Annotated in this window: 8 protein-coding genes; 5 read left to right on the forward strand and 3 right to left on the reverse strand. The window is 69.1% G+C overall.

Annotation, left to right across the window (positions count from 1 at the left end):
• From JOY88_RS04675 to pilB, 3 genes are read right to left on the reverse strand one after another with little or no spacing between them, the layout of a single operon-like run.
• Positions 1 to 930, reverse strand: a complete 930-nt coding sequence (locus JOY88_RS04675) for a prepilin peptidase (RefSeq protein ID WP_293500766.1) — start codon at positions 928 to 930, stop codon at positions 1 to 3.
• On the reverse strand, positions 930 to 2,153 hold the full coding sequence (locus JOY88_RS04680; protein WP_293500768.1) for a type II secretion system F family protein: 1,224 nt from the start codon (positions 2,151 to 2,153) through the stop codon (positions 930 to 932). Before JOY88_RS04680 ends, JOY88_RS04675 begins: the two co-directional genes overlap by 1 nt.
• Before the next feature lie 18 nt (positions 2,154 to 2,171).
• On the reverse strand, positions 2,172 to 3,839 hold the full coding sequence (gene pilB, locus JOY88_RS04685; RefSeq protein ID WP_293500781.1) for a type IV-A pilus assembly ATPase PilB: 1,668 nt from the start codon (positions 3,837 to 3,839) through the stop codon (positions 2,172 to 2,174).
• 461 nt (positions 3,840 to 4,300) lie between these two features.
• Here pilB and JOY88_RS04690 point away from each other — a divergent pair, with 461 nt between their 5' ends.
• The 5 genes from JOY88_RS04690 (at position 4,301) to JOY88_RS04710 (ending at position 11,340) form a co-directional block, all read left to right on the forward strand.
• A complete protein-coding gene (locus JOY88_RS04690; RefSeq protein WP_293500770.1) occupies positions 4,301 to 6,967 on the forward strand; it encodes a winged helix-turn-helix domain-containing protein in 2,667 nt (888 codons plus the stop codon).
• Between the two features lie 221 nt (positions 6,968 to 7,188).
• Positions 7,189 to 8,214, forward strand: a complete 1,026-nt coding sequence (locus tag JOY88_RS04695) for an NmrA/HSCARG family protein (RefSeq protein ID WP_293500772.1) — start codon at positions 7,189 to 7,191, stop codon at positions 8,212 to 8,214.
• Positions 8,211 to 9,308 carry a hypothetical protein gene (locus JOY88_RS04700; RefSeq protein WP_293500773.1) on the forward strand — a complete coding sequence of 366 codons (1,098 nt, stop codon included), beginning with the start codon at positions 8,211 to 8,213 and terminating at the stop codon, positions 9,306 to 9,308. The genes JOY88_RS04695 and JOY88_RS04700 overlap by 4 nt, the downstream gene beginning before the upstream one ends.
• 540 nt (positions 9,309 to 9,848) lie before the next feature.
• Positions 9,849 to 10,118, forward strand: coding sequence for a type II toxin-antitoxin system RelB family anti-toxin (relB, locus tag JOY88_RS04705; protein WP_293500774.1), 270 nt, complete (start codon positions 9,849 to 9,851; stop codon positions 10,116 to 10,118).
• Positions 10,108 to 11,340: a type II toxin-antitoxin system HipA family toxin gene (locus JOY88_RS04710; RefSeq protein WP_293500776.1), complete on the forward strand. Its 1,233-nt coding sequence runs from the start codon at positions 10,108 to 10,110 to the stop codon at positions 11,338 to 11,340. The genes relB and JOY88_RS04710 overlap by 11 nt, the downstream gene beginning before the upstream one ends.
• Positions 11,341 to 11,676 lie beyond the last annotated feature (336 nt).

An 11,676-nucleotide genomic window follows, 5' to 3' on the forward strand; every position in this document is an offset into this window, starting at 1 on the left:
TCATGCCCAGCCCAGCCAGCCCAGCACCGTGGTCTGCCCCGCAAACAGCACGACCAGGCCGCCGCCGGCCAGGAAAGGGCCGAAGGGCACGTAACGGCCTTCGCGCAGGCCCGCGTTCATCTTCATGATGATGCCGACCACTGCGCCAATGGCCGAGGCGCCCAGCACGATGGGCAGGATCATCTGCCAGCCCAGCCAGGCGCCCAGCGCCGCGAGCAGCTTGAAGTCGCCATACCCCATGCCCTCCTTGCCGGTGGCGAGCTTGAACAGCCAGTAGACCGACCACAGCGACAGGTAGCCCGCCAGCGCGCCGATCAGCGCCTTGTCGAGCGGGATCGTCCAGCCCATCAGCGCGGCGGCCAAGCCGGCCCACAGCAGGGGCTGGTTGATGGCGTCCGGCAGCAGCGTCGTGTCCCAGTCGATCATCGCCAGCGCAATCAGCGCGGCGACGAAGCCGCACCACAGCAGCGTCGTCGGCTGGGCACCGAAGCGCCAGGACAGGGCCGCGAACGCCAGGCCCGTGGCCAGTTCGACCAGCGGGTAGCGACTGGAGATCGGCGCCTTGCAGGCGGCGCATTTGCCGGCGAGACGCAGCCAGCCAACGACCGGCAGGTTCTCGTGCCAGCGCAACTGGTGGCCGCAATGCGGGCAGCGCGAGCGCGGCCGGGAAATGCCGAAGTGCGGCAGCGCCTCGATCCTGGTGCCATAGGCGTCTACCGCCTTGGCGAGCTGCTCGGCCTCCGCGACCGGTGCGCCGGCGACGCGGGCCATGGCGGCGGCGTCGGTCAGCTGCGCTGCGGACTCATGCAGCCACTGCCGCTCCAGCATCAGCGGGATGCGATGGATGACGACGTTGAGGAAGCTGCCGATGCAAAGACCGAACAGGCCGAGAACCCAGGGCGACAGCCAGGCGCTGTAGTCCACCGGCATCAGACCACCTGTCCCAGCTTGAAGATGGGCAGGTACATCGACACGACGATGCCGCCGATGATGCCGCCCAGGATCACGATGATGAAAGGCTCCATCAGGCTGGACAGTGCCTTCACGGCCTCGTCCACCTCGTCCTCGTAGAACTCGGCGGCCTTGCCCAGCATGTGGTCAAGCGAACCCGATTCCTCGCCGATGGACGACATCTGCAGCACCATGGTCGGGAAGATGCCGGTGGTCTGCATGGACGTGGTCAACGCGGCGCCGGTGGAGACGTCACGCTGGATCTGCTCGGTGGCCTCCTGGAACACGGCGTTGCCGGAGGCTCCTCCCACCGAGTCCAGCGCCTCCACCAGTGGCACGCCGGCGGCGAACATCGTCGACAGCGTGCGCGTCCAGCGTGCGACGGCCGACTTGTACATCAGGTCGCCGAACACCGGCACCTTCAGCAGCAGCCGGTCCATGCGCTTCTGCATCTTCTCCGAGCGCTTCCAGCTCTGCAGGAAGAAGTAGATGCCGCCGCCGATGGTGCCGAAGATGGCCCACCAGTAGCTGACGAAGAACTTGGACATCGCGATGACCATCAGCGTGGGCGCGGGCAGGTCAGCGCCGAAGGACTTGAACACGTCCTCGAAGGCCGGCACGACGAAGATCATGATGACGGCCACGACGATGAAGGCGACCACCATGACGGCGATCGGGTAGGTCAGCGCCGACTTGATCTTGTTCTTGATGGCGACGGTCTTCTCCTGGTAAACGGCCAGCCGGTCCAGCAGGGCCTCCAGGATGCCGCCCGACTCGCCGGCCTCGACCAGGTTGCAGTACAACGCATCGAAGTACAGCGGATGCTTGCGGAAGGCCGAGGACAGGCTGGTGCCTGTCTCGACGTCCTGGCGGATGTCGTTGAGCAGCCGGGTCAGGCGCGGGTTGGTCGCGCCGCGCGCGACGATGTCGAAGGCCTGCAGCAGCGGCACGCCGGCGCGCATCATGGTCGCCAGCTGGCGCGTGAAGACGGCGATGTCCTTCTGCTTGATCGAGGTGCCGCCACTGGAGCGGCGCTTCTTGACCTTGTTGACGAGGATGCCCTGGCGGCGCAGCGTGGCGCTGACCATGGCCTCGCCGCCCGCGCGCAGCTCACCCTTGACGATCTTGCCGTTGCGGTCCTTGCCTTCCCATTCGAAGACGAAGTCCTTGATGCCTTTTGCTGCAGCGGTGGCGGTGGCCATGCGCTCTCCTCGGATGGGTTATTCGTTGGTGGCGGACAGCACTTCTTCGAGCGTCGTGACGCCGCCACGCACCTTCACCAGCCCCGACTGGCGCAGGTCGCGCACGCCTTCCTTCTTGGCCTGCTCGGCGATGTCCATCGCCGTGCCCTCGGCCAGGATGATGCGCTGGATGGCCTCGGTGATTGGCATCACCTGGTACAGGCCCAGGCGGCCGCGGTAGCCGTTGGTGCAACTGTTGCAGCCGACGGCGCGGTAGGGCTTCCAGCTGCCGTCGAAATCCTCTTCGGCGAAGCCGGCCTTGAGCAGGGCCTCGCGCGGGTACTCGGCCGGCTGCTTGCAGTTCTCGCACAGCCGCCGCACCAGGCGTTGCGCGGTGATCAGCAGGACGCTGGATGCGATGTTGAACGGCGCCACGCCCATGTTGAGCAGCCGGGTGAGCGTCTTGGGCGCGTCGTTGGTGTGCAGCGTGGACATGACCATGTGGCCCGTCTGCGCGGCCTTGATCGCGATGTCGGCCGTCTCCAGGTCGCGGATCTCGCCGACCATGATGATGTCCGGATCCTGGCGCAGGAAGGACTTCAGCGCGGCCGAGAAGTTCAGGCCCGCCTTGTCGTTGACGTTGACCTGGTTGATGCCGGGCAGGTTGATTTCGGCCGGGTCCTCGACAGTGGAGATGTTGACGCCCGGCTGGTTCAGGATGTTCAGGCAGGTGTAGAGCGACACCGTCTTGCCTGAGCCGGTCGGGCCGGTCACCAGCACCATGCCGTAGGGGCGGTAGATGGCCGCGAGCAGGCGTTCCTTCTCGATCTTCTCGTAGCCCAGCGCGTCGATGCCCAGCTTGGCGGACGACGAGTCCAGGATACGGATGACGATCTTCTCGCCGAACAGCGTGGGCAGCGTGCTGACACGGAAGTCGATGGACTTGCTGCCGAACTTCAGCTTCATGCGGCCGTCCTGCGGCACGCGGCGCTCGGCGATGTCCAGGCGCGAGATCACCTTGATGCGCGAGGACAGCTTGTCCTTGATCGCGATGGGCGGCTGCGTGATCTCGCGCAGCTCGCCGTCGACGCGGAAGCGCACGCGGTAGTGGAACTCGTAGGGCTCGAAGTGCAGGTCGGAGGCGCGCAGGTTGATCGCATCGACCAGCATCTTCTGCAGGAAGCGCACGACGGGCGCGTCCTCGACTTCACCCAGTTCGGCCGACTCCTGCTGCGGAGCAGCCTCTTCCTCCGCGATGTCGAAGTCGAAGTCGCCACCGGCGATGGAATCGAGGGCCTCGGCCGCGCTGGCACCGCTGCTGGTCAGCAGCTTGGCCAGCTTGTCGTGCTCGACGATGACCCACTCGGGCTGCAGCTGCGTCGCGAACTTGATGCGCTCGATGACCTCGAGGTCGGTGGGGTCGGCGCCACCCACGATGAGGCGATTGCCGCGCCTCGAGAGCGCGACGACCTGGTACTGCTGCATCAGCTTCGCATCCAGGACGTTCTGCGGCATGCGCTGCGGGTCCATCGCCGACAGGTCCAGCAGCGGCAGCGCCAGGGCGCTGGACAGCGTGTGCGCCAGCTCTGTCGGAGAGACCTGTCCGCTGGCGATCACCGTGTTGATGAAGCTGGTCTTCTTCTCGCGCGCCTGCTTGACGAGATCCTCCGCAGCCTTGGCCGGGAGCTTGCCGGCATGCACCAGCATGCGCGCGACCCCCGACAGGGCGGACTGGAGCGGCTCGGCTAGCGTGGTTTCCACAGGCAGTTGCGTCGGCGACGAAGGGGGGGGCGGAGTCCATCGATTGTGCCAGTCATGGGCGGGTGCAGAGGCAATCCCGTCGGCCCTGCGCGCCGTGAAGTTTGTCGCGCGTGGGCGCTCTGCGGCCGCGACCCGGACGCCGCGGCGGCGGCGTGCAAACGTTGCAAAACGTGTCATGGACCGTCCGGCCGCCGCGCATGGCTCTTCCGGCCGATGCCGTGGTCGCGAGGACTGCCTAAGCTGCTCGCGTCTTCCCTGCCGGCGTGAGCGAACGCCGCGCGCCGCCACTGCCTGCCACCGCACCCATGCCCCACAACCACCTAAGCGTCACCGGCCGGACGCGCCGCCGGCTCTGAGGCGGCCAGGCCCGGTGCTTCCTAGAATCCGTCGGCCCGTCGCCACTGCGCATGGATATCCACCCGCCGCCCGCCTCGCCCAGCAAGTACCGCGTCCCGCGGGCGCGGCGCGATGCCGTGGCTCGTCCGGCGCTGCTGGCGCGCACGCTGGCGCAGGCGGCGCAGGCCCGGTTGGTGCTGGTGCAGGCGCCGGCCGGTTTCGGCAAGACGACGCTGCTCGTGCAGGCCGCTGCCGCGCTGGCCGCCGCGCCCGGCGGGCAGGTCGTCTGGGTGTCGCTGGACGCCGAGGACAACGACACCAACCGCCTCTTCGCCGCGCTGTTTGGTGCGCTGGCGCCGCTGGAGCTGCCCTGGGCCGTGCCGCCCGACACCGTGCTGGCCCAGTTGCAGGACGCGAGCCCCGGCGCGCGTACCGCGCTGGGCCTGCTGATCGACGCCCTGGGCGCGCGGCCCGAGGCCCGCATCGCCATGGTGCTGGACGACCTCCACCACGTCACGGACGCCGCTGCACTGCAGTTGCTGGACACCCTCATCGCCCGCGCGCCGCCGGAGCTGTGCGTCTTCATCGGCAGCCGCGTGACGCCGACGCTGTCGCTGGCGCGCTGGCGGGTCGGTGGCGAGCTCGTCGAGCTGGGTTTCGAGGACCTGCAGTTCGATCTTGACGCTGTCCAGGCGCTGTGCCGGCTGCGCGGGCTGGAGAGCATGTCCGAGGACGCCCTGCGCGCCGCGCTGGCGCGCACCCATGGCTGGGTCGCGGGCCTGCAGCTGCTGCTGGGCAGCGCGCGTGGCGCTGGTGGCGATGGCAGCGCCCCACCGCTGCTGATCGGGCCAGCGGCCCATCGCCACATGTTCGACTACTTCGCCCAGGAGGTGCTGTCCGGGCTGCCGGCGCCGCTGCAGGACTTCATGCTGCGCAGCAGCGTCCTGCCCGAGCTCAGCCCGCCACTGTGCCAGGCCGTCACCGGCCGTCCCGACGCCACCGCGGTGCTGGACGCCCTTTACGGGCGCCAGCTCTTCCTCACCGCGCTGGACGAGGCCGTGCCCGTGCTGCGATTCCACGACCTGTTCCGCGACTTCCTGGGCGGCGAGCTGGAGCGCCGCCAGCCCGGCCTGGCAGCTGAGCTGCATGCCTGCGCCGCCGCCGCCGAGACGCGTGCCGAGCGCGCCGTGCCGCACTGGCTGGCAGCCGGGCGCTGGCCCGAGGCGCTGGACGGCCTGCGTCGCATCGCCGACGGCCTGCTGGCCGTGGGTGGCACGCAGCGCCTGGAGCGGTGGCTCGACCAGTTGCCGCTCGACTGGCGCGAGCAGCATGCCGAGGTGGCGCTGCTGCGCGGCCTGTGCGCCTGGTCGCGCTGGGACTGGCTGCGCGCCCGCGAGGAGTTCCAGCGCAGCCACGACGCGTTCGAGCGCAACGGTCGCAGCGAGGACCGCTTCCTCGCGTTGGGCATGCTGGGCGCCTGCCACAACGCGATGGGCGACATGCAGCGCAGCCGCGAGGCCTTGCAGGCCGCCGCCAGCGCCCGCCTGCCCGCAGCGCTGCAGGTGGCCTTCGACTCGCTGGGCTCCTGGCATGGCCTGGCCCGCGGCGACACCGCCTCGCTGCTGAGTGCTCTCGGCGCGATGGCCGACAACGCCACCCTCGCGCCCGAGGCGCGCTACCCCAACATCGTGGACATGGGCTATGGTCATTTCATCGGCGTGCCCGGGGCCCGTCCGCTGATGGAGCGCCTGCAGTGGCTGTGCCGTCGCCGCGCGCCCGGCCCGGGTCCGGGCGAGGCCGAAGTGCAGGTGCCGGCGCTGGACGCCTGGCTGGCCTTCTGGCATGCCGACCCTGCGCAGGCACGCACGGCGCTGCAGGCCCTTCTCCAACTGCAGCGCCACCTGCCGGGCGCCGTGATGCTGACCATAGGCGCCCAGCACCTGAACGGCCTGCATCTCGCCGTGCAGGGGCGCACCGCCGAGGCGCTGGCCGCACTGGCCCTGGTGCAGGACACGATGACCGCCGGCTACAGCAGCGGCTGGCGGCGCACCTATCTGCATGTGCAGGCCCGCATCCACTGGCGGGCCGGCGACGCCGAGGGGCTCGGCGCGCTGCTGCCCACGCTGGCCGCGCCGCGCTCCGCCCGCGAATGGCCGGTCCTCGACACCGGTGCCGCACTGGTGCAGGGCCTGCACGCGCTGCTGCGCGACGACCTCGCCGCAGCGCGCGAGAACCTGGAGTGCGCGGTGCAGCGGCAGCGCCAGGCCAGCCTGCCGGCCTTCCTTGGCGACGCACGCCTCAGCCTGGCGATGTGCTGCACGGCCCAGGGTGAACCAGACGCCGCGGCCGCCTGGCTGGACGAGGTGCTGGCGGACGCCGCCCGCGACGAGGGCTGGGGCGTGCTGCTGCTGGAGCCTCCCGACCGGCTGCGGGCGCTGTGGCGGGCCACCGAGGGCCGGCTGCGGCTGCCCGAGGCCGGGCTGGCCGCGCTGCACCAGCGGCTGGCCGCCTGGCAGCACGGGGCCGACGCAGCGCCCCGGCCCGTGCCGGCGGACGACCCGCTTTCCGCGCGCGAGCGGGAGGTGCTGGCGTTGCTGGCCGAGGGGCGGAGCAACAAGCTGATCGCGCGCGCGCTCGACCTCAGCCTGCACACCGTCAAGCGGCATGTCGCCAACATCCTGACCAAGCTCGCGCTCGACAGCCGCACCCAGGCCGCCGCCTACTGGCACCGCCGCTGAGCGGCGCGCATGGCCCGCCGCGGGCTGCGCGATGGCTCCACCGAGCGATGCCGGGCGGGCTGCCGACTCCGAAGATGGCGGGCATCGCCACCTGCTTGCACCGATCCAAGCCGCTTTCCTGGAGTCTGCATGGTCCCGTTTCGACGCCTCGCACCGCTGTACGCCGCGCTCTTTGCCAATTGCCCGCGCGGGCGCGGTTGGTTGTCGCTGGGACGCTCGCGATGAGCCCCGCATGGCTACCCGAAGGGGCTCGGCTTCCGCCTGGCGGGACCGCACGCGACACAGGGGGCGCGCCAGCGAACCCCGCCGTCCATCATGGGCGGCCCGTCATCGCCGTCTTCGGCGCCACCGGTGCCCAAGGCGGCGGCCTGGCCCGCGCGTTGCTGCGCGACCCCTGGCGGCGCTTCGCGGTGCGCGCGTTGACGCGCCAGCCCGGCGCCCGTGCCGCGCGCGCGCTGGCCCAGGCCGGTGCCGAGGTCGTGCAGGCCGACCTTGACCGCCCCGGCACGCTGGCCGCCGCACTGGATGGCGCCCACGGCGTGTTCGGCGTCACCGATTTCTGGGAGCATTTCAGCCCCGAGCGCGAGCTGCAGCAGGCCGCGCAGCTCGCCAGCGCGGCCGCGCGCGCCGGCGTGCGACACCTGGTCTGGTCCACACAGGAGGACACGCGCGCCGGTGCCAGCGCCTGGGCCGTGCCGCAGATGGACGCCAAGGGCCAGGCCGACGCCTTCTTCCGCGCGCTGCCGACGACCTATCTGCTGCCCTCCTTCTACTGGGACAACTTCATCCACCTGGGCCTGCATCCGCAGCGCGAGCCTGACGGCCGCCTGCTCTGGCCGCTGCCGCTCGGCGGCGCGCGGCTGTGCGGCATCGCGGCCGAGGACATCGGCAATTGCGTCGCTGCGCTGTTCGTGCAGGGCGAGGCCGTCATCGGCGAGCGCATCGGGCTGGCCGGCGAACAGCTGACCGGCGCGCAGATGGCCGAGGTGCTGTCGCGCGTGCTGGGCGAGCCGGTGCGCCACCAGGCCATCGCGCCCGCTGCCTTCGGCCGCCAGCCCTTTCCCGGCGCGTCGGAGATGGCGCGCATGTTCGCCTACCAGCAGGCCGAGGCCGCGAGCTACTGCGCCGCGCGCGCGCCCGAGATCGCCCGCGCGCTGCATCCCGGCCTGCTGGGCTTTGCGCAATGGGCGCAGTCGCGGGCCGATGTGCTGCGCCACCTCGCCGCCGCGCCCGGGGGGCGGGCATGAAGGCCGCAGTCGCCCTCGCCGCCGCGCTGGTCGGCGCCGTGCCCGCCCGGGCCGCAATCGACTGCTGGATGGACGCGCCCCATCCGCAGACCGCCGACCGCCTGCCCAGCATGCACGCCAGCGTCGCGCCGCTGCAGCAGGCCCTGCAGCGGCTCAACGCGCAACTGCACCGCCAGACGGCCCTGCAGGCATTGCCGAGCTCGCGCCTGCGCAGCAGCTGGCAGATCGCCGGCCAGTGGGCGCTGCCGGCTCGCGGCGCACATTTCCTGCTGCGCGACCACCGCGAGTCCATGTGGCTGGGCCGCTGCGATGTCGTCAAGGGCGCGGACCGGCTGCCGCCGCGCGCCTCCATCGTCGTGCAGGTCAACCAGCCCGAGGCCTTCTTTGCCACCGCCGTGCCCGAGCTGCGCGACGAGCAGTTCTCGGCCTGGCGCGAGGTCTTCCCGACCGCACAGGTCCAGGGGCGGCCGCTCTACGGCGGCCACATGCTGGTCATCACGGCCGACGGCCGCCTGCCCTGGGTGCCGGTGACGACGGCCGACTACCTCGACTTCACCGAGCGCGACCTGATGCGGCGCCACGTCGAGGCCCGGGCGGCGCTGGCCAGCCAGCAGGTGGCGATGGCACCGGCCGCGCGGGAGGCGGACATCCAGCGCGTGGTGGAGGGCATGCGGCGGGTTGACCCGGCCCAGGCCCTGCGGCTCGAGCAGGAGCTGCGCGCCAGCCTCGCGGCCGAGGCGCGTGCCATCGAGTCCGCCGCAGCACGGCGTGGCAGCCGGGGCCTGGACGATGACCCCATAGGTCGCCAGCTCGACAAGCTGCGCGCCTACCGCAAGCGGCTGGGCGCGGCGGCGTTGGCCGCCCAGGCGCGCCTGGGCCTGAACGGCTTGCGGGACGACGCACATCCGGCCGAGCGCTATCCGGCCCTGGTACGCCCCGATCCGGACTATCCATGGGACCGCCTGCACCCGAGCCGGCCGCAGATGCTGATGGTGTCGGTGCGCGGTACCGGCGAGTTCGAGCTGCCCATGGCTGAAGTGCTGGGCCAACTCGACATCGTCGCGCTGGAGGCACTGGTTCGCCAGCAGCCCTGACGACGGGCTTGTCCACGGCCCCCGAAAACGCCGAAGCCCCGCTGATGCGAGGCTTCGGTGGTCCCGCCTCCAAAGACAGGAAGTTCCCGGTCGGGGTGAGGGGGGCGAACCTCTGGCTTCTACGTCCCGAAGGCCATTTCACACGCCCAGCGGGTCCATTCCCTGAGGCCTTCCCTCGGGAAACCATCACCGTAACCTTCATTTGAGCGCAGGTGAACGAGAGCAGGTGAAGGGGCGCGCTGGAACAAATTTGGAACAGGTTCCTTGCGTCCAGCTTGGCGTATCTGTGCCGATGGGACGTAGTTGAAAGAAATGTCCGAGCGCATCGTTCTTCTCACTCGGCTGGCATTTCCGCTTGCCACGGATACCGGTCCTATCTCCTGCAGGCGCCTCAGATGCAGGTTCGTGTGATGAAAGCTATGCCTTGCAAAATCTCTGAGAGGTCATTTAAGTGCAAGGCATGGCTTGCATTTGCTGCCCCGAACGAAGAGTGTCAGTCATGGCTGACAAAATTGCCGATTCATTCGTATCATGTCAGCCATGGCAGACAAAGTGAGATTGCCGGATGAGCTAGGTCGCCAGCTGCGAGACCAGCGCGAAGCCTTGGGGATGAGCAAGTCCGAGCTTGCCGTGAAGGCGGGCAAAGTTCGGGAGGTCATCTACCGGCTCGAAGCGGGGGAGGACTCCACAGTGTCTTCATTGCTTGCTGTGCTGGGAGCTCTCGGTCTGGCGCTGAGGCTGGAGCGGGCTGGCTTGCCGTCCGCGAGCGAAGTCGCTGCTCGGTTCCAGGACGACGACGATGCTCCCTGAGAAAATTCGTCTTCTGAGCGTCTCCATCGGAGACGCTGTCCAGGCGGGGCAGATGCTCCGGGCATCGACCTATGAATTTCGGTACCTGGCGCCGGAACCTGACCAGCCGACAGTGGCGCTGCTGATGCCGCCCAGCGAGAGCCTCACCTGGCAGGACGGCGACTTGTTTCCGCCCATGGACCAAAACCTTCCCGAAGGTGACCTGTTCATGCGGATTCGGGAGCTGTTCCCGAAGCAGCCGATGACTCCGATGCACATGCTGGCCTTGGTGGGGCGCAACGGGATTGGTCGGCTGGGATTCAGCTTGCCCGACCAGGTCCAGCCCTCCTTGCCGCGGACGTTGAGCAAGGGCGAACTGCTGAGCACGAAGTACACGCCCGAGGTGTTCAGCGAGCTGGTGGCTGCCTACTTGAGCACGGGTGCGGGCATCGCGGGCATGCAGCCCAAGATCATGGTGCCGGACCGTCCCACGGCGCCCATCCCGTCACTCATCGTCAAGGCGGCAAGCGCCGCCTTCCCCGGGTTGGCTGCCAACGAATACCTGTGTCTGACGGCCGCCAAGCATGCCGGCATCGATGTGCCGCCGTTCGCGTTGTCCGATGATGGCCAGATGTTGGTCTTGGACCGCTTTGACCTGGTCGTCCATGCCGATGGTCGGGTGGAGCGGCTGGGCTTTGAAGACATCGCGGCGCTGGCGGGGCTGCGGGTGCGCGACGTTCTGTCGGACCGAAAGTACCAGGGCAGCTACCAGCGTGTCGCCGAGTTGCTGCGCCAGTTCCAGCTTCACAGCAGCAACCTGCATCGCTTCTTCGAGCAGATTGCCTTTTCCATCATGGTCCGCAACGGTGATGCGCACCTCAAGAACTTCGGGTTGCTATACCGCTCGCGCGAGGAGGTGTGGCTGGCCCCGATGTTCGATGTCGTGACGACCTCCATCTACAAGTACACCCGGTCGCCGGGTGGGCCGGAGCTTGAAGACCGCACACTTGCGCTGAAGTTGTTCGCTGGCAGGCACCAGACGAAGGCCTATCCGACGACCGATGAGCTGGTGAATTTCGGCCGCCGCGTGTGCGGCGTCGCTCAGCCCGCGGATGTGATTGCCCGGATAGCGGATGCCATGGGCAAGACTCTGGATGAGGCCAAAGGCGATACGCGTGTCGGCGCGGCGCTGTGGGGACAGATGGCGCAGGCCTGGGAACAAGGGCGCGCGCACGCGCGATGAGCGAACGGCGCCGACCGGTTTCTCGGCTGCCAGCCTGTTGATCGGGGAGGGTGCTCACTATTCACCAAGAAAAGTTCGCACTGGCAGCTGCCTCGTCCCCTCAAGAGATGCGTGGGAGCGCCAGTGGGGTTGGCGCCCTTGTCGGCCAAACCTCTCCGCCGCCGATGTCTTCCATCTGTCCCTAACGCCCTACAGGGACTTCCCGGTTAATCAAGCGGATTGATGTGGGCGGTATTCGGTGGTCGCCTTTGCTGTTTTCCTCAAGACCTGAGTTCGGGTTCGATGCAGTACCACAGAGAACAGACTGCACATCTACAGGCGGCCTTGTTGCACCCG

The organism is Roseateles sp. (assembly GCF_019237615.1).
Classification (GTDB): Bacteria; Pseudomonadota; Gammaproteobacteria; order Burkholderiales; family Burkholderiaceae_C; genus Pelomonas.

Coding starts and splice junctions, on each gene's coding strand:
- JOY88_RS04710 (WP_293500776.1), top strand. CDS start 10,108: ATGCTCCCTGAGAAAATTCGTCTTCTGAGCGTCTCCATCGGAGACGCT.
- JOY88_RS04695 (WP_293500772.1), top strand. CDS start 7,189: ATGAGCCCCGCATGGCTACCCGAAGGGGCTCGGCTTCCGCCTGGCGGG.
- JOY88_RS04675 (WP_293500766.1), bottom strand. CDS start 930: ATGCCGGTGGACTACAGCGCCTGGCTGTCGCCCTGGGTTCTCGGCCTG.
- JOY88_RS04690 (WP_293500770.1), top strand. CDS start 4,301: ATGGATATCCACCCGCCGCCCGCCTCGCCCAGCAAGTACCGCGTCCCG.
- relB (WP_293500774.1), top strand. CDS start 9,849: ATGGCAGACAAAGTGAGATTGCCGGATGAGCTAGGTCGCCAGCTGCGA.
- pilB (WP_293500781.1), bottom strand. CDS start 3,839: ATGCTGGTGCATGCCGGCAAGCTCCCGGCCAAGGCTGCGGAGGATCTC.
- JOY88_RS04700 (WP_293500773.1), top strand. CDS start 8,211: ATGAAGGCCGCAGTCGCCCTCGCCGCCGCGCTGGTCGGCGCCGTGCCC.
- JOY88_RS04680 (WP_293500768.1), bottom strand. CDS start 2,153: ATGGCCACCGCCACCGCTGCAGCAAAAGGCATCAAGGACTTCGTCTTC.